20 protein-coding genes are annotated in these 20675 nt (G+C 40.0%); all 20 read right to left on the bottom strand.

Annotated elements, in window-relative coordinates; genetic code table 11:
- Positions 1-71: 71 nt before the first annotated feature.
- The 20 genes from BWD47_RS11535 to BWD47_RS11435 all read right to left on the bottom strand — a co-directional run bounded on the left by BWD47_RS11535 (position 72) and on the right by BWD47_RS11435 (position 20596).
- Positions 72-422: a hypothetical protein gene (locus BWD47_RS11535; protein WP_004589646.1), complete on the bottom strand. Its 351-nt coding sequence runs from the start codon at positions 420-422 to the stop codon at positions 72-74.
- A 50-nt stretch (positions 423-472) separates the two neighbouring features.
- On the bottom strand, positions 473-844 hold the full coding sequence (locus BWD47_RS11530) for a hypothetical protein (protein ID WP_016708239.1): 372 nt from the start codon (positions 842-844) through the stop codon (positions 473-475).
- Between the two features lie 10 nt (positions 845-854).
- Complete coding sequence (locus BWD47_RS11525; RefSeq protein WP_016708240.1) at positions 855-1277, bottom strand: hypothetical protein; 423 nt, start codon at positions 1275-1277, stop codon at positions 855-857.
- Complete coding sequence (locus BWD47_RS11520) at positions 1261-1926, bottom strand: isoprenylcysteine carboxylmethyltransferase family protein (protein ID WP_016708241.1); 666 nt, start codon at positions 1924-1926, stop codon at positions 1261-1263. Before BWD47_RS11520 ends, BWD47_RS11525 begins: the two co-directional genes overlap by 17 nt.
- The gene (locus BWD47_RS11515; RefSeq protein WP_016708242.1) at positions 1919-2254 is read right to left on the bottom strand and encodes a DUF2933 domain-containing protein; all 336 of its coding nucleotides are present in this window, start codon (positions 2252-2254) and stop codon (positions 1919-1921) included. The genes BWD47_RS11520 and BWD47_RS11515 overlap by 8 nt, the downstream gene beginning before the upstream one ends.
- Positions 2255-2263: 9 nt before the next feature.
- Positions 2264-2617, bottom strand: coding sequence for a cupredoxin domain-containing protein (locus BWD47_RS11510; RefSeq protein WP_045979597.1), 354 nt, complete (start codon positions 2615-2617; stop codon positions 2264-2266).
- An 11-nt stretch (positions 2618-2628) separates the two neighbouring features.
- Positions 2629-4872: a heavy metal translocating P-type ATPase gene (locus BWD47_RS11505; RefSeq protein ID WP_016708243.1), complete on the bottom strand. Its 2244-nt coding sequence runs from the start codon at positions 4870-4872 to the stop codon at positions 2629-2631.
- A gap of 101 nt (positions 4873-4973) precedes the next feature.
- Entirely contained in the window at positions 4974-5387 is a 414-nt protein-coding gene (locus BWD47_RS11500) for a MerR family transcriptional regulator (RefSeq protein ID WP_016708244.1), read from the bottom strand.
- Positions 5388-5683: 296 nt separating this feature from the next.
- Positions 5684-6106 carry a hypothetical protein gene (locus BWD47_RS11495; protein WP_016708245.1) on the bottom strand — a complete coding sequence of 141 codons (423 nt, stop codon included), beginning with the start codon at positions 6104-6106 and terminating at the stop codon, positions 5684-5686.
- Between the two features lie 609 nt (positions 6107-6715).
- The gene (locus tag BWD47_RS11485; protein ID WP_016708246.1) at positions 6716-7576 is read right to left on the bottom strand and encodes a copper resistance protein B; all 861 of its coding nucleotides are present in this window, start codon (positions 7574-7576) and stop codon (positions 6716-6718) included.
- Positions 7573-9396, bottom strand: coding sequence for a copper resistance system multicopper oxidase (locus tag BWD47_RS11480; RefSeq protein WP_016708247.1), 1824 nt, complete (start codon positions 9394-9396; stop codon positions 7573-7575). The genes BWD47_RS11485 and BWD47_RS11480 overlap by 4 nt, the downstream gene beginning before the upstream one ends.
- Positions 9397-9423: 27 nt before the next feature.
- Positions 9424-9894, bottom strand: a complete 471-nt coding sequence (locus BWD47_RS11475) for a DUF4440 domain-containing protein (protein ID WP_016708248.1) — start codon at positions 9892-9894, stop codon at positions 9424-9426.
- A 15-nt stretch (positions 9895-9909) separates the two neighbouring features.
- Positions 9910-10797, bottom strand: a complete 888-nt coding sequence (locus BWD47_RS11470; RefSeq protein ID WP_016708249.1) for a copper resistance D family protein — start codon at positions 10795-10797, stop codon at positions 9910-9912.
- Between the two features lie 18 nt (positions 10798-10815).
- Positions 10816-11163 (bottom strand): copper resistance CopC family protein, encoded by a 348-nt coding sequence (locus BWD47_RS11465; RefSeq protein ID WP_016708251.1) that lies wholly within the window; start codon positions 11161-11163, stop codon positions 10816-10818.
- Between the two features lie 24 nt (positions 11164-11187).
- Positions 11188-13020 carry a 2Fe-2S iron-sulfur cluster-binding protein gene (locus BWD47_RS11460; protein WP_016708252.1) on the bottom strand — a complete coding sequence of 611 codons (1833 nt, stop codon included), beginning with the start codon at positions 13018-13020 and terminating at the stop codon, positions 11188-11190.
- Positions 13020-13727: a hypothetical protein gene (locus BWD47_RS11455; protein WP_008109638.1), complete on the bottom strand. Its 708-nt coding sequence runs from the start codon at positions 13725-13727 to the stop codon at positions 13020-13022. The genes BWD47_RS11460 and BWD47_RS11455 overlap by 1 nt, the downstream gene beginning before the upstream one ends.
- Positions 13720-16884: an efflux RND transporter permease subunit gene (locus BWD47_RS11450; protein ID WP_016708253.1), complete on the bottom strand. Its 3165-nt coding sequence runs from the start codon at positions 16882-16884 to the stop codon at positions 13720-13722. Before BWD47_RS11450 ends, BWD47_RS11455 begins: the two co-directional genes overlap by 8 nt.
- A 15-nt stretch (positions 16885-16899) precedes the next feature.
- Positions 16900-18672, bottom strand: coding sequence for an efflux RND transporter periplasmic adaptor subunit (locus BWD47_RS11445; protein WP_075594016.1), 1773 nt, complete (start codon positions 18670-18672; stop codon positions 16900-16902).
- Positions 18672-20099, bottom strand: a complete 1428-nt coding sequence (locus tag BWD47_RS11440; protein WP_075594015.1) for a TolC family protein — start codon at positions 20097-20099, stop codon at positions 18672-18674. The genes BWD47_RS11445 and BWD47_RS11440 overlap by 1 nt, the downstream gene beginning before the upstream one ends.
- On the bottom strand, positions 20099-20596 hold the full coding sequence (locus BWD47_RS11435; RefSeq protein WP_016708256.1) for a DUF411 domain-containing protein: 498 nt from the start codon (positions 20594-20596) through the stop codon (positions 20099-20101). The genes BWD47_RS11440 and BWD47_RS11435 overlap by 1 nt, the downstream gene beginning before the upstream one ends.
- Positions 20597-20675 lie beyond the last annotated feature (79 nt).

Genomic DNA, 20675 nt, shown 5'->3' with positions numbered 1-20675 from the left:
CAAAATAACACTAAAGCTTTTTCATTAAGTTTTATTGTTATGCTCTTGTGGTGGCTTTCGCCACCACTTTATTAGTTTTCAAGTTCCACCATATCTTTCGCTGCAATGTCACCAGACACTAGCTTTACAGTTGCGAAATGATCATTCACAATTTTAGTAATTTGTACCGTTCCTACCTTTTCGATAGTGTAGGGATCTTCACCTTCACTCAATACTATTCTTTCATGGAATCTAATAACACTGTATTTTTGCCCAACCTCTGCGCCATGCTTAGCACCAATACAGATTAGAGTTCGATTATCAGAACTTTCTACTACCTGACCTCTCATCATGTATTTATGATAAAAAGTGGTATTGGAACAACCCACTAAATATAAACCGAATGTAAGCAATAAAAGAGCTTTTATATAGGGTGTTTTCATCACTGTTACCTCATTTGACTAACTAATTATCTATACACTTTTTTATGAATTCATTTGTTTTTCCGGCCAGCCCCCGAAGGTGCTTGATGACAACTCCAAGGCTTATGAACAGAGTTATCTTTGATGTTCTGATCAACAAATTTATAGTAACTTTCTTTAGTATGTGTCCACCAATCATCATGAACATCTGCGCCATACTTACGGATTACCTCCTCAATCCCATCAAGGCTTACGTTTGCGGCATCATAGGCAAGGTGTATTTCACCTTCTTTGATGTTGTAACTAACTTCATCTATACCAAAAAGCTGATCTATTTCTTTTACTAACTCGTCACAGCTTTCTTCTGTGACATGGCTAAGCTTTAGATTTCGAACAACTAAATTTTGCTCTCTAACGCCAACTCTATGATCTAAATCGCTCATAATTTTTCTCCTAATGTTTGTGTGAATGCTGTTGATTGCTATCTTTCATTTCTTCCATTTTCCGGTTCATCTGCGGCATCATGTTCTCCATCATTTCTAAATGATGTTCAGTCATCTTGATTTGTTGATGCATTGGCATTTCTTCCATGTTTTTGTGCATGGATTGCATCATCTTCATCATTGAACGGTGATGTTCAACCATCATCTGCTGTTGCTTGTCAGGATCTTTTTCAGTTTTAATGGCATGGACTTCCTTTTTCATTTCCATCATCTTTTTATGCATTTCTCCCATGTTCTCATGTGGTATTGTCATGCCTTGATGCATACCAGCTTTGTTCGCACCTTCATGTTTATGCTCATTGTTTTGGGCAAATAAGCTAGTGGTTATCAGTAGTGAACCAATAAATAAAATTGATTTAATTAACGTTTTCATGATTTTTACCTTCTACACTTTTATTAAAACTTGGGATCCAACTTGGTGTCGATTCCATATACCTGTGGTACTCCGAACCAAATTCAGCAATCGCCTGTGCTTCTTCGCGTTTCGCTAGCTTGACGTAAACAACGACTAAGATCGGAAACATCGCAAGTGTTGGGATTGTCGGCCACTGCAATAAAAAGCCGAACATGATTAGAATGAAAGCTACATACTGTGGGTGGCGACATCTTGCATACCATCCAGTTGTAGCCAATTGATGATGTTTTTGCGCGTGATGCAATACATTCCATGCTGAAGACAACATAAAGAAACCTGCAACAATAAACACCATACTCACTATATGAAATGGGTCCCAATGGGCATCACCTTGAAATCCAAAGAAAGTATGTAATAAATGCCCATTTTCATGCGCAAAGAAATTTACTTCTGGATAGGTCTCCGTCAGCCACCCCGACAGAAAATAGATAGTTAAAGGAAAGCCATACATTTCAGTAAATAGGGCAACAATAAAGGCAGAGAACGCGCTTAGACTTCTCCAATCAGTTGATGTTTTTGGTTTGACAAAACTAAAGGCAAAAAAGATAAAAATTGCTGAGTTCAGTATCACCATTGACCATAAGCCATAATCATATGTTTCATTCATCACTGCTCTCCTTTTTATGTGATTCCTTACGTGCCTTTTCTAAGCCTTGTATGTAGCCATCGCGATAGGCTGCATTTTTATCCGTGAGTTCTTGAAAGCTCTCTTCCTTTTTTTCATCAGGCGCATGTGAATGATCGTGACCATGTTTACCATGACTGCCATGCATAAATACGTGCATCAAGGGGCATAGCAATAAAATCAAGTAGGGAAGAAATTGCAGCGTATGTTGACCATGCTCAAGCACTAAGAAGTAGGTCACTGCGGCAATAAGTGCCAGTGCAGCCCAGCCTGTAGGTGTTGACCAAAAATTAGGGTGTTGATTTTTCATATTGCCCTCCTAAACGACTTTTAAGACACCGCGATACATTTGCATCTGACAGTGAAACTCATGCTCTCCCGGTGACAAGTTTAATAAGGTAATTTGAGTAATTTCATTTAACTTAAGCTGTTCGCTTATATCCAATGAAGGAATAAGCATTGTTTCAGCGCAGGGGGATTGATCTTTGCGTATAAACTTCAAGGTAACAGGTTGGCTAGCAGACACCTGAATTGAGGATGGGGAATACACGCCATCCCTCACTTCAATGAGTACTTCATTACCTTGAACGATTGTTTTATTGGGTTTATATAGCCAAAACCACCAAACAATCAGCGCGATTAACATTAAGCCTAATAAGTTAATTAACATCATCGCTCTTCTCCTTAATGCTCTTTTGCTTTAAAAAAGCGAAGTCGATTTGCATTTGACACCACAGTCAATGACGAAAACGCCATTGCAGCACCTGCAATTACAGGGCTAAGCAGAATGCCAAAGAAGGGATATAGAACCCCCGCAGCAAAAGGAATCCCGGCTACGTTATAGACAAACGCGCCAAACAAGTTTTGTTTGATATTTCGTAAAGTAGCTTTGCTTACCGCTATGGCATCGGCAAGGCCATGAAGTGAACCACGCATTAGGGTAATGTCAGCACTTTCGATAGCTACATCAGTCCCTGTGCCTATGGCGAATCCAACATCGGCTAACGCTAGCGCAGGAGCATCGTTGATGCCATCTCCTGTCATACCAACAATTTCGCCACTGCCTTGTAGCTCTTTCACCTTGTTGGCTTTATCTTCTGGCAGCACCTCAGCAAGAAATTCGCTAATACCTGCTTTTTTGGCAACAGCGGCAGCGGTTTCCTTGTTATCACCTGTTAACATGATGACGCGTATACCATTAGCCTGAAGCCGTTTGATAGCAGAGATTGAGTCTGACTTAATGGGATCTGCGACAGCAATGATTGCGGCAAGTTCACCATCTACAGCAAAGTACATAGGTGTTTTGGCTTCTTTGGCTAAAGACTGGGCTTTTCCAACAAAGCCTGTGAGGTCTATGCCTTTTAACTTCATTAGTTTATCGTTACCAAAAAGCAGGACTTTATTGTTACAGTTTGCTTCTACACCAAAACCCGTAATAGCATTAAACGATTCAATTTTTAGTAACTCAATATCCTTATCTAAAGCACTTTCAACAATCGCTTGCGCTAAAGGGTGCTCTGAGCCGCTTTCTAAACTTGCTGCAAGCTGTAGTACGTCTTTTTCGTCAGTAGCTTTTGCTAAAACAATATCGGTTACCTTAGGTGCCCCTTCAGTAATAGTGCCCGTTTTATCTAAAATCATGGCAGTGATTTTAGAGGCGGTTTGCAGTGCCTCACCGTTGCGAATAAGTACTCCGGCTTCTGCTGCTTTTCCTACTCCGACCATGACAGACATGGGTGTTGCCAAGCCTAAAGCACACGGGCAGGCAATAATAAGCACAGTAGTTGCTGATACGATAGCAAAAGCAATTGCTGGCTCAGGGCCAAAGTTAAGCCATGCTAACGCACTTAACACCGAGATGATCATGACTACAGGAACGAAATAGGCGGAAATAACATCGGCCAAGCGGCCAATCGGCGGTTTTGAATTTTGCGCTCGTTTCACCATATTGATGATCTGTGCAAGCGCCGTGTCTTTACCAACGCGTGTCGCTCTAAATAAAATCATGCCTGATTTGTTCAAAGTACCAGCGACAACCTCATCTTCTTCGGCTTTTTCAACAGGCATAGGTTCGCCTGTCAGCATGGACTCATCAATAGAGGTGTGTCCTTCCAATACAACGCCATCCACGGGAATTTTTTCACCCGGCTTTACTTTCACAACATCATGAAGCAAAACCTGTTCGATACCTATCTGAACCTCTTTATTATCACGAACTACAGTTGCCGTTTTGGCCTGCAAGCCGATAAGACGTTTAATGGCCTCAGAGGTTTTACCTCTGGCTTTTATTTCTAATGCTAGACCTAAATCAATTAAGCCAATGATCATGGCGGTAGCTTCAAAATAGACATGTCGTGCCATCAATGGAACGGCGTCAGGTGCAAACACGACAACCATCGAATACACCCAAGCTGTACCTGTTCCTAAAGCTATTAGAGTGTCCATATTAGCGGAGTGGTTTTTAAAGCTTTTCCATGCTCCTACATAGAAATGCTTACCTGAAAAATACATAACGCCAAAAGTTAAAATGCCTACAACTAGCCAAGACATGCGTTCAAGGTTTGTTTCAACCGTCATTTCTCCAACCACAATGCTGTAGATCATCAAAGGAACGCCGAGTGAAAGGGCAATAAACGTATCGCGCATTAGCTTTTTGTAATATGCCCAATCCGCCGCCTCTTTCTCATCAAGCGCATCTGTTGCTGAGCTATCATCAATTGGCTTCGCGTTATACCCCACTGACTCAACAGCTTTGATCAATTCTTCTGTTTTAGCTGTCCCATAAACTGTTACTGTCCTATCAGCAAAATTCATTTCCGCACTGACGACTCCAAGAGTTGCCTTCAACGCCCCTTCAATTTTGCCTACACAGCTAGCACACCCAGCGCCTTCAATGATAAGCTGTTGGTTATGTGATACTTTCTCCAACGTATTCTCCTTAGTTTTACACGAAGAGGATTGAGCTTTTGCCTGACAGCAACAGCCTGATTCAGTTTTTATATTTGTGTTAGTAGCCACCCTTTTTCCTCCTATGCTTTTTTAATTTGCTCAAAGTTTTCGATGAGATGACAAACCATGTTTGCAGTCGGTGCCTTGTCTTCCATTTCTTCCCACTGAGAAAGCGCAGAAGACATTTTTCCTCGAAGTGCCAACATTGCTTGAAACTGCTTTTCTGTTTCTTCAAGCCGCTCTTTGATCAGGCTTCTGACTAATGGGCACGCACTTTTACCATCTTCAGATTCATTAATAATTTCCTTGATATCTGCAACGGAAAAACCAAGGTTTCTGGCACTTAAAATGAATTTAAGTCTCGATACTTCTTTATTCGAGTATGACTTGTAGCCGTTCACTGACTTAGCAGGTTTTAACAATCCTAATCTGGTGTAATAGCGCACCGTATCAGCAGTCGTTCCAAGGCTTTTTGCCAGCTCCGCAACTTTCATATTCACTCCTCAGTTTTTAGCTAAGTTTGTACTCTCATCTTCAGCTTAGACCTGTGTCTAAGACACAGGTCAAGTACTAATTCTAGTGAATAAGCTAAAAACTAATTTTTTGGTAAAAGAGAAATCTCGGCCAAAATCGACAGCATTAAGTACTGTAAATGGCAATAGTTTGAGAATTTTCATAGTGCCTTCAAAATATCGTACTAATCGTTCAAAACAATTGATTATTTAAATCAATGAATAAGTCATTCTATTTTTGATGGGAGTGGCGAAAAAAAGACGCACTGATCCCGTGATTAGCCAATAATTGGTGGACGATAAAGTAAGAGATGGATACCAGATTTTGGTAGAGGTGTACGCTGTAGAAATAGCTCAGAGTAAATATTGCAAATACCTTCCTCTTGCGCTTGCACAAGATAGGCATTTAAATGAAAGCTTGAACAAAATCCCCCCTCACAACAAACACAATCACTAGCTTTGCATTTTTCACAGACTTCATCACCATGACGGTGTTTAGAGTCTTGCGAGTTTACAGTGTGATAGTGACTATTGTCATTCATTGATTGATGGTGAATATTTTTGCTTCGTTGCATAATATGCGTGTCGGAAGATCCATTTTGATGTTCTTCACAATTCATTGGCTTAGCTGTAGCAAAACTATGCTGCGTAAGCAACACAGTTATTATCACTATTTTAAACCACCTGAAAAGTCCAAACATTATCATTCCTTCTTTAGCTCCTACAATATTAGCCACTTTATAAAAATAATTTTATGATCTTGATCAACCTTTGAACTAAAACCTAAACTTTTTACTTTTTTAAACAGCTTAAACTTAACAAGTATAAAAGGGGTGTCTAATTTAGACTCATGAGATTGAAGCCAAGCATGAGCACCATTAAAAAAATAAAAACCCTACGCTCATAACTAGGTATTGAGTAAGGGATCATTTTTCCAATTGTTCAGCTTTAAGCACAGTACTTTGCAACAATCGGTTCTATCCCGAGCACACCCAATTCCCGTTCATCAAAAGTGATAAAATGGCCTATTGTACGTCTTTCAATGGCGATGTTTTTTGGCTTGACTCTTTAACCTTAAACATTCGCCAACTTTACTTCTTAGCTGATATTCCACCTTGATAGGTATACACCAGACTGGCACCGACTGAAAACAAGAAGTAGCTTACTATTACTGCTCTTAGTTCTTTCCAAAAAAACTATTAGCTAGGCCTTTTCTAACATAACTAAAATGGTTTAAATCCCAAAAAACGAAAGCTACCATCAATATAGTTGCGGTAGCTCTCATCAAGTCAATATAGTATTTCTTCACATCAGAGCCAGAACTTGATACCTGCAACAAAAGCAGTATCACGCGTACTTTGCCCATTTAACTTCGCAAAGTCGGCTGTATTACCAAATTTATTTGTCCACTCAACGCCAACATAGGGAGCAAACTGGCGGGTAAACTCATAACGAACCCGAAAACCAATAGCACTGCTAGATAAGCCACTACCAAGGTTATTTTGGACGTCATCCTTACCGTAAAGCGTCAACTCTGCTCGTGGTTGAACAATTAACTTTTGAGTAAGTAATAGCTCATACTCAGCTTCGATCGAAAATGCACTATTACCTTGCTCTCCTAAATACGCAGTCATATCAATTTCAAACCAGTAGGGGGCTAGACCTTGTAAACCAAAAGCTAGCCATTTGCGGTTTTCACCTTCGTTATTGTAATCAAGTCGAATACCGACTTGTGTATCCCAATAAGCAGATATTGCGTGGCCCCATAGAAAATCTGTTTGGTTCTCCTCTAAATTACCTTCGCTAAAATCTCCCTCAGTTTTGATGACTAATCTATCAAAAGTAGTGCCATACCATGCCTGAAAGTCAAAAACACCTGCGTTTGTTTGCTCATTATATTCAAGACGATCCCCTAGTAGCGCGTAAAATGAATGCTCATCTGCCAAAGTCAGTCGTTTGTCGCTATTGAGTGCATAAGGACCTTCAGTCAATGTTGTACCTGCGGCATAAGCATGAGGGTCTCTAGCATCTTTAGGTGCATCTCCACCTTGTGCTTGCATTTTAGAATCACCCATCTCAGTCATCTCATCTTTTGCAGATACAGATACACTTATAAGGGGCAAACCTATTAATAATAGTTTTAACGTATTGGTTAGTATTAATTTTCTCATGATACAACTACCTCTCTAAACATACCTGCATCCATGTGGAATAATAAATGGCAATGCCATGCCCAGCGACCTACGTCATGAGGTGTTGTTAAAAAACTAATTCTTTGCGCTGGTTGTACAGGGATAGTATGGCGACGAACCTGTACATCACCTTTTTCATTCTCCAAATCGCTCCACATACCATGCAGGTGCATTGGATGTGTCATCATTGTATCGTTTTGTAAAATAACTCTTAAACGTTGATTATGCTTCATGTGAACTGGCGTGCTTTTTCCAAATTCCAAACCATCAAATGACCAGCTATAACGCTCCATGTTTCCAGTTAAATGTAATTCAATTTCAGCCTCTGGCTCTTGCTGGTTTGTAATTCCCTCAAGAGAATGTAAATCTGCAAGTGTTAAAACACGGCGTCCATTTTTACGTAAACCTATACCGGGATCATCAAGGTTTGTTCTAGGCATATCAACACGCATATCAACAGAAGCTCCATACTCTGTTTTTGCATGACGCACTTTAGTGCTAGCAACAGCTAATGGGTTTTTAGTCATTCCATGTTTACTATGATCCATTGCCATCGCTCCATGACCCATTGCACTATGATCCATTTTATTAGAATTCATGCCCGACATACCTGCCGTATCAGCCATTGTAGAATGCACACTATCATGGGTCATATTGCCCATCATATCTGTCATCGTTAACCACTCAACGGGGTCTAAAGAAGGTACTGGTGCATCAACGTTAGGTGCCATTGATAAAGTACCTTTAGCATAACCTGAGCGATCCATGCTTTGTGCAAAAATCGTATATGCATCATTTTTTGGCTCGACAAGTACATCATAAGTTTCACCGGGACCAAATCTAAATTCATCTACTGTCACAGGTTCAACATTTTGTCCATCAGCTTGTACAACTGTTAACTTCAGCTCAGGTATTCTTACATCAAAAAACGTATTGCTAGAACCGTTAATAAATCTAAGCCTAACCTTTTCGCCAGCTTTAAACATTCCACGCCAATTTGTCAAAGGCGCACAACCATTCATTAAAAAAGTCATTGCAGATGCTGATAAGTCTGCAAGATCTGTAGGGTTCATTCTCATTTTATTCCACATTTCCCGGCGTTGTAGCGCATTTGAAACGCTGCTATTTGAAATGTCATCAAAAAACTCTGGAACAGTAGGTTGATTAAAGTTAAATACATCGCTCTGTACTTTTAACTTGCGAAACAAATCCATTGGGTCATCATCAGTCCAATCAGACAATTGAATGACATGCTCATTGTCAGCACTAATAATATCCTTTTCTCTTGGCTCAATAATTAATGCGCCGTACATACCTGTCATTTCTTGAAAGCCACTGTGTGAGTGATACCAATATGTGCCGCTTTGTTGCAGCTTAAATTTATAAACAAAGGTTTCACCCGGCATTATACCTTTAAAGCTAATACCCGGTACGCCATCCATTTGATACGGAAGAATGATCCCATGCCAATGAATTGAACTCGGCACTGATAATTTATTAGTTACCCTGATAGTAACGTCATCACCTTCTCTGAGGCGCAAGGTAGGAGCTGGTATTGAGCCATTGATTGTTGTAGCCATTCTTACAACACCTGTGAAGTTTACGGGTGACTCATCTATCACTAAATCTATTACTTCTCCACTTAGTTCGGGCGCAGTACCTGTTGAAGTTCCAGCAATCAAAGATGAAGCTGCATGAAGAACACTTGGAAAAGCAGCTAATACACCGCCAGCAGCTAATCCTTGTACAAAGCGTCTACGTGGCGTAGAAACTTGATGTAATGGATTGTTGTTTCTCATTTTACTCTCCGTTGTTTGACCAATAAATTAATGTGACCAATGAATGTGCTTAATCTTCCATTCACCATTTTGTTTTTCCAGCACCATCGTTTCCATGCCTTGATAATCGCGTTCAACACCTTTATGAGTACCTGTAGTTTGACTGCGCGACGCAGAGATAGCGGTATTTCCAAGTATCGTCACTTGATGTTCAAGTGTGTCGCTCTTCATCGCTGCTAAATACTTCATATCCGACAACATATGATGATGAGCATATTCATCAGCGCTCCTTTCAACGCGGCCTCCCTCGAAAATGGTGACATCATCCGCTAACTGCGCTCTAGCCTGTTTTTGATTGCCAGTTTCAAGTGCTTGATGAAATGCCAAAACAACTTTTGCGGCAGGGGTATCTATACCTTTAAACAAACCTTTGTCTTTGTTCTTATCACCATGAGCGTTTGTTGCGAAACTAAACGTCATTAATAAAACGAGTAATATATTTATTGTTTTCATTTTCATTCTCTCTTTTAGGTTTTAATTTGCAGGGCCAACAACACTAGTAAGCCCAGCCGTTACAGATAAAATGGCAAAAGCTACTACCATTTCTATCGAGATAGATTTAGATAAAGCCTCTCTGCCTTGACTATTTTTAAGTTGTGGAACGAGTATTAGTTTATGTTTAGCAGCAAGTGCCAAAATAGACACTACAAGAGCCAATTTAAACAACAGTGTTTGTCCGTAACTTGAGCTTATTAGTGCATCAAGACTTCCGACCAATTGAATCACGAGCCAGAGGCCTGCTACCAACAATAGGCTCAATGTAAAACTTGCTTGTTTGCCAAAGCTTTCCATCAGCAAATGAAGTTCTGCATAACTTAGCTGATGGCAAGCCTGTTTTAGTGGCAATAACGCCCCAAACCACCATGCCATAACGAGCACATGCAAAATAAGCAAGCCTTTTTCAATTGTGCCTAACTCAGAAATATGACCCAGTAACGTGAATGAGTATGCAAGGATTAATAAACTCAACATTAAAGCGCTTTGTTTTAAGTACGAGTTCACAGCGAATTTGAACCTTAAAGCTAAAGCGATTATTGCGGTAACTAGCCCAAGCGCTCGAAGCAAAGCTCCAGTGCCGACAGAGGAGTCCCACATAATAGCCAATATATCAGCGTCTATCGCCCCCTGAATTCCCTCTTCTGCCATTGCACCAGTACTGGCAAAGAACCAAGTAATATTAGCGATCAAAGCCATAACTATATAAGTTCTTGTCCACGTTAAATTCGCTATTACAGCATTACTATGAGATTCATTATGCTCAAAAATTTGTCTGAAAAATGTATAGCCGGCAATACAGGCAAAGCCGACGTAAAATACAATTTTTGACAGTACAATGACTGTATTCCAGATATACATTTCCATATCAATCACACAGCCTTACTAATGAACCATAAAGCCGAAGCTATCTTTCATTTTATGTCCATCTTTACCTAAATAGGTCACATCAACGATATAGTTTGTTGGAGCTAATTTAGGTAGTTCCCATGAAAACTCTCTGGAAGCTTCTTTTGATGGTTTAAAGTCAAATTTAATATTTTCACCTTTTTTATTTTTCAACGTAACTTTAACTACACGTACCTCTTTGCTAAATCCCAATGTCAATTTTTCTGGAGTATTCATTAGCATTGCATTATCAGCAGGCACGCTTTTTTCAAGATGCACATGTGCAAATACTGCACTACTAAAAACAACACTGATTATGGTTAAAAGTTTAATTAATGTTTTCATATATACCTCTATTTATTTAATGGATTAACGACTAAATTTATCTTTGAAAATTTGATTACTTGGAATCCCAGCATCTATAATTATTTTTTCCACTTCACTCATCATTGCTTCTGGACCGCATAAGTAAAACTCAGCCAAATGTAGTTCTGATTTTTGGTTCATATACGGCAGAAGTACTTTTTGAACATAGCCTGAGTGCCCTTGCCATTCTTCTGAAGGATTAGAAAGAGTAGGAATATAAGAGAAGTTTTTATGCTTCTCACTCAGTGACTTCAATTCATTATGGTATAGCAAGTCATCTTCAGTTCGCGCACCATAGATAAGAGTCAAACCACTTTTATCTTTATGCTTTTTCAACTGTTCAAAAATAATAGACCTCAGTGGTGCAAGTCCTGAACCCGCACCTATAAACACGCGACTAACTTTTTTATTTGAAGTGGCATAAAAATCAGAAAAAGGGCCTCTTGCAGTTATCGTTTCACCTACTTGGAGTGAACCTAAATAACTTGAACCTATTCCTGCTTTAAAACCATTCTTTGCGGTCTGCCAACGGATATTAAACATTAACTCATCAGACTCCTCGTCAAAGTTAACTAATGAGTAGTGGCGAGTTACACCGTTATGAGAAAATTTTCCATGATAGTAGCTATCCCAGTATTTTTCATAGCACTCTGGCATATCATCTGGACGTAAGCTATTCATCCCTGCTGGCACATCAAATTGCATATATGCACCAGCTTTAAATGCCAACTGTTTGCCTGATTTCAGCTTAAATTTCACTTCCTTGATAAAAGGAGTAATGAAATTAGTCGCAACCACAACTAGCTCATGATTTTCAATATTGCGATCAGTATTAACTTCAATCGAACTAATTTCAGAAAACCTATGCTGACATCCAAGCCGATAACCTTCCTTAAGTTGCTCCTGAGATAAATGTTCCTGTTCAGATAGTGTGATAGGTAATTTAGTTGAACTTAAGAACACGCATTTGCCACAAGTACCGCCACCACCGCAACCTGAAGGAAGGTATACATGTGAACTAGCTAGCCCTTCTAATACAGTTGAGCGACCAACTGCTGAGATGTCAGTAATAGTATTTTCATTGGAAAACGTCACTGCCACTTTTTGCCTGTTAGTGCCCCAACCTAGCTTCAGTAAACCACTTCGATACTGTTGTATCAGCCAAGTAACACCAGTAATTGAAAGGAATAGCGTTGCAAAAGCAAATGCAATGATCAACCAATGGTTAAATCCTCCAGAATTGCCATAGTCCATAAAGTGAAGCTTCATCATCAGATCTTTCAATCTGAAATCATCATTGGCATGGCGAAGTACTTGACCTGTAATACTATCTAAATAAATAGTTGTATTGTTCTCATCCTCAACGGCAACTTGCCACATAGGATTTTGCTGCCTTACGTGATCAGAAAACGGAGGTTGAGATAACACTGGAGTAGTTAACTTACCCTGTCCTGAGTAGGAGTTTTTTGCCAAAGTTAGTACTTGTTCTTCAGACAAATTAAATGGCTTTCCTGTTACAGCATCAAATAGCTTTGAGTGGCGTTCTTGATAGCTATGCTGCCCCTTATCGAACACAAAATGATAGTAAGGCTGATGTAAAACCCATATAAGGTTTACTTCCTGCGGAGCATTACTAGTAATGTCTTTAATAGGGAATAGGTCAAAGCCTGTAATGCTACCTTCATGATGAGAATGAACTCTAAGTTCATTACCACTGGCTTTACTGTGATCCATCAAATTGAAGTAAAGGCCCGTTCCCAACCAAATAAGCAGTTGTAAACCAACAAATAAAGAAAGCCACTTGTGTATCGTTGTATTTAACTTAAATAGTCGCATCAAATGACTCTCTTTTTATTTGGGGAAAGCACTCGGTAATAAGTCAATACTGCGCCAGTAATTGCTCCCATTAGACCTAGAGTTGCGACCAAGAACAAAAACCAGTTAGATACGTTTTCTCCATCATAGTAATCCATAATGTGGAACCGCCACATCCAATCAAACAATCGCCAGTAATCATGACGCTTGGCAACAAGTGATCCTGTTTGTTGACTTATATAAAATGTCGGTGTGGAGAATTGCTCAAACGTCACTCTCCAAACAGGTAAATGCCTTGGGGACAACTCAGCAGGCAAGTTTGTCGCTGACTTAATCAACCTTATGCTGTCGATTTGATGATTCAGCACATAATGGTATTGTGCGATTTCTTTAGCCTTGGTTTCATCTACAAGGGCCTGAACAGCTCCAGTTTTAGCATCTATTGCTACTTTTCCATTTTCTCCATTAATAAAAGAATACAAAGGACGGCCCATACTTTGAGTAAGTGTAACTTGGCTAGCTTTAGGATAATCCGCAGCTAGCTTTACAATGGAGTAATCCATACTTGCTAAATCTATTTTGGCTTCCTCACTCTTAGCCAAGGTTTCGCCGTGTATATAGTGAATATCCATAGTCACCATATACACACCAGTAATCGACCAGAAAAGGAATTGTATCCCTACAAATGCCATTAGCCATTTATGGTACTTCCTAGCTTTTCTAAGCATTGTTTTTTAGCTCCGAGTTAGAAAGTTCCTTGTTAAAGGCGTTTACTTCGGGCTTTTTAACGATTGAATAAATCGCGGGTAAAACAATTAGAGTTAGCAGGACTGCACTTGTCATCCCACCTACCATTGGTGCAGCAATACGACTCATTACCTCAGAGCCTGTTCCTGTACCATATAAAATAGGCATTAGGCCGATAATGATTGTCGCTACTGTCATCATTACAGGACGAACACGTAATCCAGCACCGTGCAATAAGGCATCTTGATATTCATCTTCTGAGATGAGTTCTGCTCGCTCTTTCGCTTTTTCCTTAAGTTCAGCGAGCGCCTGATTGAGATATACCAACATTATTACGCCAATCTCAACAGCTACTCCAGCCAGAGCAATAAAGCCTACACCAACTGCTACAGAGAAGTTGAACCCTTCTAAATACATCAACCATAACCCACCGATCATTGCCATCGGTAAAGTCACAATGATGATCGCAACTTCGCTAAACGCTCTGAAGTTCAAATAAAGCAAAATAACAATAATGGCGAGCGTCAATGGAACAACGTAAGTAAGCTTGGCTTTGGCTCTTTCCATATATTCGTATTGTCCGGCCCAAGTAATCGAATAACCTGCTGGTAATATAAGATTTTTAGCTAAATGCTCTTTTGCACTTTCAACATAAGTACCTACGTCAACGCCCTCTATATCAATGAACGTCCAACCATTAATACGTGCATTTTCACTCTTGATCCCCGGAGGGCCTACTTCTACTTTTATTTCAGCTACGTCACCTAGTGCGATGCGTTGTCCATTTGGAGTGACAACAGGCAAGCGCGACAACTGCTCTGGAGAGTCACGATAATCTTGTGGGTATCGCAAGTTGACAGGATAACGCTCTTGACCTTCTATTGTTTGAGTGACATTCATCCCACCAATAGCAGTTGAAACTACTTGTTGTACGTCATCGATGTTTAATCCAAAACGACTTGCTTTCTCACGAGAAATATCAACTTTGATATATCGTCCACCTGCAACTCGTTCAGAATAAACTGAAGCGGTTCCTGTCACCTCTGGTAACAATTGCTCTATTTGTTGCCCTATCTCTTGAATCGTATTTAAATCAGCTCCTGCTACTTTAATACCTACTGGCGTTTTAATACCTGTTGCCAACATATCAATACGAGTTTTGATTGGCATAACCCAAGCATTCGTCAAGCCCGGAAACTTAACCAACTTATCAAACTCAGCTTTTAGAGATTCTGTTGTAACTCCCTCACGCCACTCTTCTTGAGGCTTCAACTGAATGAAGGTCTCAATCATAGTTAGAGGCGCGGGATCAGTTGCAGTTTCAGCTCTTCCTACTTTACCAAATACTGTTTCAACTTCTGGCACTGTTTTAATTAGCTTGTCTGTCTGCTGTAGAATTTCTCTTGCCTTACCAATGGAAATTCCCGGATAGGTAGTCGGCATATACATAAGATCGCCTTCGTCTAAAGGAGGAATAAATTCACTACCAATTTTATCGACAGGCCAAAAACCAACAATCGTCACTAATATTGCTGCTACTATTGTCGATTTAGGAAACTTCATAACTTGCTTTAAAACAGGCATGTAGATAGCAATAAGCAGTCTGTTTAAAGGGTTTTTCTTTTCTGAAACAATTTTTCCTCGAATAAAATACCCCATTAAAACAGGAACTAATGTTATCGCTAAGCCTGCTGATGCGGCCATTGCATATGTTTTTGTGTAAGCAAGTGGAGAAAACATTCTTCCTTCTTGCGCTTCCAAAATAAATACTGGCAAGAATGAGACTGTAATGATGAGCAAACTAAAAAATAGTGCTGGACCGACTTCACTTGCAGCTTTCGAGACTATTTGCCAACGATTTTCATCCGTTAGCGGTGTCTTTTCCATATGCTTATGCATATTTTCAATCATCACTATTGCGCCATCTGTCATCGCACCAATTGCAATAGCGATACCACCTAATGACATAATATTCGCATTGATACCTTGCATATGCATGATGATAAATGAAGCTAAGATGCCAATAGGTAGAGTGACAACTGCAACAATCGAAGATCGCAAATGAAACAGAAATGCAACACATACAATCGCGACGACAGCAAGCTCTTCGAGCAATTTACTCCATAGGTTTTCTACCGCCTCTCCTATTAAGCCAGAGCGATCATAAACCGTAACTATTTCAACTCCTTCGGGTAAACCTTTTTTTAACTCTTCTAATTTGGCTTTTACTCCATCAATAGTTTTTTGTGCGTTTTCACCAAAGCGCATAACAACAACACCACCAACGACTTCTCCTTCACCATTTAGTTCAGCAATGCCTCGTCTCATTTGTGGACCTAGGTTGACTTCCGCCACATCGCCAATGGTAAGCGGGGTTCCTTGTGCGTTAACACCAAGAGGGATCAACTCTATGTCGGAAATACTTTTGATATAGCCAGTTGCGGTAACCATGTACTCTGCTTCCGCCATTTCAACAACTGAGGCACCTGTTTCTTGGTTACCACGTTTAAGTGCCATTTGAATGTGACTAAGTGGTATACCGTAGGCTCTTAATTTATCGGGATCGACTTGTATTTGATATTGTTTAACCATGCCACCAACAGCAGCAACCTCAGAAACTCCCGGTACAGTTTGCAATTCATATTTTAAGAACCAATCTTGAATACTACGCAATTGGCTAATATCTAAGCTGCCCGTTTTGTCTACAAGGGAATATAAATAAACCCAGCCAACGCCTGTGGCGTCAGGTCCTAGTTGTGGGCGTGCGGTAGCAGGTAGCGAAGGGGCTACTTGACTTAAATATTCAAGTACTCTGCTCCTTGCCCAATATAAATCGGTGTCTTCATCAAAGATGACATAAACAAAGGAGTCTCCAAAAAATGAATACCCCCGAACTGTAATAGCCCCCGGAACTGACAGCATTGCTGTTGTTAAAGGGTAAGTAACTTGATCTTGCACTACTTGTGGTGCCTGACCGGGATAATTCGTTTTAATTATCACTTGAACATCAGAAAGATCTGGTAATGCATCAACTGGTGTATTTTTAATTGAGAATAACCCACCACCAATCAAAATTAAGGTAGCTAAGATGACAAAAAAGCGATTACCTATCGACCACCTAATAATTGATTCAATCATTATTTATCTCCTAACTTAATGATTTGAATGGTCAACAGCACTTTTAGGTTCATGCTTTAGTTGCTCATTTGATTCAAGATAGATTTCAGTGATAACCAAATTATTTCTCACCTCAAAAGTGAAAGTGACGTTATCACCAACATTGAAATCAACTATTTCTATATTGTCCGCGACTATAAAATCCATCGTCGCAGCAGGTCTATCCCATTTCTCTATTGGGCCTCGGCTAATATTTAGAATACGCGTATCAACATTAATCGCATTGATTAGACCTGATACTGTTGCAAAAGATACTTCTTCACTCATATCAGCAGACTCACTCATGATATGAATTCCAGTAATTTCATATCCACCATCTTCGGTTTTACTCACCTCAAAGTGCAAAGATTGACCAGACTTTAATGAGTCAATATCAACTTTTTCAGCCACAGTAAAATCCATAACCATCTCAGGCCAATCCCAAGCTTCAGCGGGGCCGTGACTGATATTAACCATGCGATGCCCAGTCATAACACTATTAACATCTCCTTGCATCCAAACAGAGTTGGGCACTTCATCGTGAGTCATTCGTTTAAAGTCAGAGCTTTTACTTGATTCAGAATCAATCAAGAATTGAGCTGATGTCACCACAACATCATCTTCATTAAGGCCCTCTAAGATTTCGATACTATCGATATCAACACGGCCAATAGTCACTTCAATAGATTTAAACTGGCCATCCCCTAACGCAAGTACAACTCTGTCTTGTTTACCTGTTCGAATAACAGCTTCTTTAGGCACAAGTATGGTGCTATCAGCTTGATTAGCGTGAATAGAGACTTGTGCGAACATGTTTGGTTTTAATTGATAGTCAGGGTTGTCAAACTTCAACCTCACTCTGAGTGTGCGTGTTTTACTGTTCAAGGTTGGATAGACATAATCAACGACACCAGCCCAGTCCTCACCGGGTAAATAGTCAAGTGTCATTGATACAGGAAGTCCCTCTTTAATTAAGGCTGCGTCACGTTCAAACACTTCTGCTTCAACCCAAACTTGATCTAGCTGACCAATGCTTAATATGGTGTTTCCCGGCTTTACATAAAAACCCTCTCTAATCTTCAAACCATCAACAACACCTGCCTGAGGGGAGTAAAAGGTGATGTTTTGCTGAACCTTTCGTGTCTTTTCTAGCTTTTGAATAAAGTCTGCTGAAAGCTGTAACGCTTTAAGCCGATCTTTGGCCGCCGCAATTAAGGAACTATTATTGCGCTTTATAGCTATTAATAGTTCTTCTTGCGCGTTAACTAGCTGAGGAGAATATAGTGTATATAGAGGCTGCCCTTTCTCAACAGGATTACCTGCGGCTTTGACGTAGAGCTTTTCTATCCAACCATCTACACGTGGATGGATGTGAATTAGCTTATCTTCATCATATTGAACGTAACCTACGGTTGATATTTCAGTATGCATATTTTTAAGCTCAACAGGAGCAGTGCGAACCCCAAGATTATTCACTACATGAGGCGCGATTTTTACGGCTCCGGGGCCAAAGTCATCACCAGATGATCCTTCTTCATACACAGGAATTAAATCCATACCCATAGGCGACTTACCGGGCTTGTCACGACGGTAATTAGAATCCATCGGTGCAACCCAATACAGCGGTTTTTTCTCTCCTGATGTAGCTTCATTGCCATTACCGCTTGAACCTGTACCTTGATATAAACTTAATGCTCCAGCACCTAGTGCAGCACCAATGATGATGGCGGCTACTAGTTTCAAATTTGGTGTTTTAGTATTCGTTGACATTATTTTTCTCCAAATTGCTGATTGGATAAGTGCTGATTCATTCTGTGTGAAGTTTGCATCGACTTATGTTCAGCATTTGAGTTAGATTGAGAATGCGCAAAGAAATAGTTGATACGAGCAACTGTTTTAAGTGCGTCAACATCAATTCTTAAGGCTGATATTCTGGCATTTAATTCTGCGATTCTTGCTCGAACAACTTCGGCAAAATCGCCATCATCATTTGTGTAAGCTGTCAATGACGCTTCTGCTTGGTCATGAGTTTGTTTAAGGAGTTGTTCTTGATAGATAGATTGCCTATCAGATAAACGCTTAAGCTGTCTAAGCTCCTTTTCCACCATACTGATCATTTGCTTTGTCAGTAATAGTTTCTCGGTTTTAATAGTCTCTGAATCTGCAATAGAAGCTGCAACTTGCTTATCTTGTCTGTTCTCGGTGAACAAGGGTAAATCAAACGTTACTCCAACAGAAAATAAATCAGCTCGGCTATCACCAGAGGGCATATTGTCACGATAGGCATAACTAGCATTAACACCCCATTGCGGCTCATATTGCTGTTTAGCTAACTCAACTGCTTTTTCTGAAGCTTTGCGTTTTATATCAATTGCAAGTATGGCTGGGTGATTCGAAAGCTCCTGAGCCAATAGATTTCTTGAGTAATTAGATGCTTTTAGGACTGTTGAATTGTTCAAATGAATTGTAGGCAACTTTTTAGAAACCCTAAACTCTAATGGTTGCGTATCAAAGTTGAATGATTCATTCAAGCCAGCAGCATCGTAGATATGAAGCCACTCATTAAGGCGAGCGATTGTTGTTTCTAGTTTCTGCTTTTGCGAAGTTAATCGGTCATCTAACTGCACGATTTCCAATTGAGCACGAATAACATCTTGTTGTCTGGTTTTACCAACAACATTTGAGTAGCTAGCTTTAGTAACTTCCGCCATCTGCTCAAAGAGCGCCCAATCCGCTTCAATCAATTTAATGGTTTGTTGGGCTAAGTAAGCATCTAACCATAACTGTGATACTTGGCTTATCAGTTTAGCCTTACGATCCTCTCGTAGCAGTGGAAATTTCGTTGACTCAATTTTTAATTGCTCTTGTTTAATCTTTAAACTATCACCTCTAGGAAACATTTGAGAAACACCAACCTTTAGTTGAGTCATTCCTTCCTGATCTAAGTCCCAAGTATCTGTTGGTAAATTCATTATCCCTAGTGATACTTTGGGGTCAGGCAAAGTACCTGAAGCGATACTTCTATTTTCAACCGCGCTTTGTTTTAACCGACTCCCATGAAGCCAAGGATCATTTTGCTGAGCCAAGGTGATAGCTTGTTCAAGTGACACTACTTTCTCAGCTTGAGCTGAGAATACAGACAAGCCGAGCATTAGCGAAGTTGAAAGTAGAGTAAGGCTTGAAACATTTAATCTCATTAGAATTGCTCCTCATAAGCCTTAACTTCTGCATATACTTTACTCGTTCCATCTTTAAATAAAATTAATACGTTATATGACATAAAGCGGTCGCCGACTTCCATACCCGGAGAGCCAACAGGCATTGCTGGGACAGATAATCCAATCGCATTGGGGTGCTCTTCTGACAAGAACTGCTGAATAAACTTAGCCGGTACATGACCTTCAAAGGCAAACCCATTTCTACTCACTGCCGTGTGGCATGAACGGTAATTAGGTTTGATACCATACTTAGTTTTGATGTTGCCGATGTTTCGGAAATCTTTGGAATGCGCAACGATCCCTTTGTCTTCAATATGAGTTATCCATTTTTTACAACACCCACAAGTTGGGGTTTTATAAACGATTAACTCCAAAGGTGTTACGTCGTTATTGTGTGCATGCTTATGTTCATTAGCGTTTGCAAACGCAGGTGAAAGCAGCATTACAACTGCTATTTTTAAATACTTATTGATCATTTTTGCCCCCAGACGTCGCTGGAAAATAGCTATAGCGCTACGACGCTATATTGACTAACAGAAAAATTAATTACATGTG

Source organism: Pseudoalteromonas sp. PAB 2.2 (assembly GCF_001938575.1).
Classification (GTDB): Bacteria; Pseudomonadota; Gammaproteobacteria; order Enterobacterales; family Alteromonadaceae; genus Pseudoalteromonas; species Pseudoalteromonas lipolytica.
Note: the sequence above shows the minus strand (reverse complement) of the source record. Positions and strands in the feature narration are given on the sequence as shown.

Bases quoted from the DNA above. Each gene is read 5' to 3' on its own strand.
- BWD47_RS11535 (WP_004589646.1), bottom strand. From the start codon at position 422: ATGAAAACACCCTATATAAAAGCTCTTTTATTGCTTACATTCGGTTTA.
- BWD47_RS11530 (WP_016708239.1), bottom strand. From the start codon at position 844: ATGAGCGATTTAGATCATAGAGTTGGCGTTAGAGAGCAAAATTTAGTT.
- BWD47_RS11525 (WP_016708240.1), bottom strand. From the start codon at position 1,277: ATGAAAACGTTAATTAAATCAATTTTATTTATTGGTTCACTACTGATA.
- BWD47_RS11520 (WP_016708241.1), bottom strand. From the start codon at position 1,926: ATGAATGAAACATATGATTATGGCTTATGGTCAATGGTGATACTGAAC.
- BWD47_RS11515 (WP_016708242.1), bottom strand. From the start codon at position 2,254: ATGAAAAATCAACACCCTAATTTTTGGTCAACACCTACAGGCTGGGCT.
- BWD47_RS11510 (WP_045979597.1), bottom strand. From the start codon at position 2,617: ATGATGTTAATTAACTTATTAGGCTTAATGTTAATCGCGCTGATTGTT.
- BWD47_RS11500 (WP_016708244.1), bottom strand. From the start codon at position 5,387: ATGAAAGTTGCGGAGCTGGCAAAAAGCCTTGGAACGACTGCTGATACG.
- BWD47_RS11495 (WP_016708245.1), bottom strand. From the start codon at position 6,106: ATGTTTGGACTTTTCAGGTGGTTTAAAATAGTGATAATAACTGTGTTG.
- BWD47_RS11485 (WP_016708246.1), bottom strand. From the start codon at position 7,576: ATGAGAAAATTAATACTAACCAATACGTTAAAACTATTATTAATAGGT.
- BWD47_RS11480 (WP_016708247.1), bottom strand. From the start codon at position 9,396: ATGAGAAACAACAATCCATTACATCAAGTTTCTACGCCACGTAGACGC.
- BWD47_RS11475 (WP_016708248.1), bottom strand. From the start codon at position 9,894: ATGAAAATGAAAACAATAAATATATTACTCGTTTTATTAATGACGTTT.
- BWD47_RS11470 (WP_016708249.1), bottom strand. From the start codon at position 10,797: ATGGAAATGTATATCTGGAATACAGTCATTGTACTGTCAAAAATTGTA.
- BWD47_RS11465 (WP_016708251.1), bottom strand. From the start codon at position 11,163: ATGAAAACATTAATTAAACTTTTAACCATAATCAGTGTTGTTTTTAGT.
- BWD47_RS11460 (WP_016708252.1), bottom strand. From the start codon at position 13,020: ATGCGACTATTTAAGTTAAATACAACGATACACAAGTGGCTTTCTTTA.
- BWD47_RS11455 (WP_008109638.1), bottom strand. From the start codon at position 13,727: ATGCTTAGAAAAGCTAGGAAGTACCATAAATGGCTAATGGCATTTGTA.
- BWD47_RS11450 (WP_016708253.1), bottom strand. From the start codon at position 16,884: ATGATTGAATCAATTATTAGGTGGTCGATAGGTAATCGCTTTTTTGTC.
- BWD47_RS11445 (WP_075594016.1), bottom strand. From the start codon at position 18,672: ATGTCAACGAATACTAAAACACCAAATTTGAAACTAGTAGCCGCCATC.
- BWD47_RS11440 (WP_075594015.1), bottom strand. From the start codon at position 20,099: ATGAGATTAAATGTTTCAAGCCTTACTCTACTTTCAACTTCGCTAATG.
- BWD47_RS11435 (WP_016708256.1), bottom strand. From the start codon at position 20,596: ATGATCAATAAGTATTTAAAAATAGCAGTTGTAATGCTGCTTTCACCT.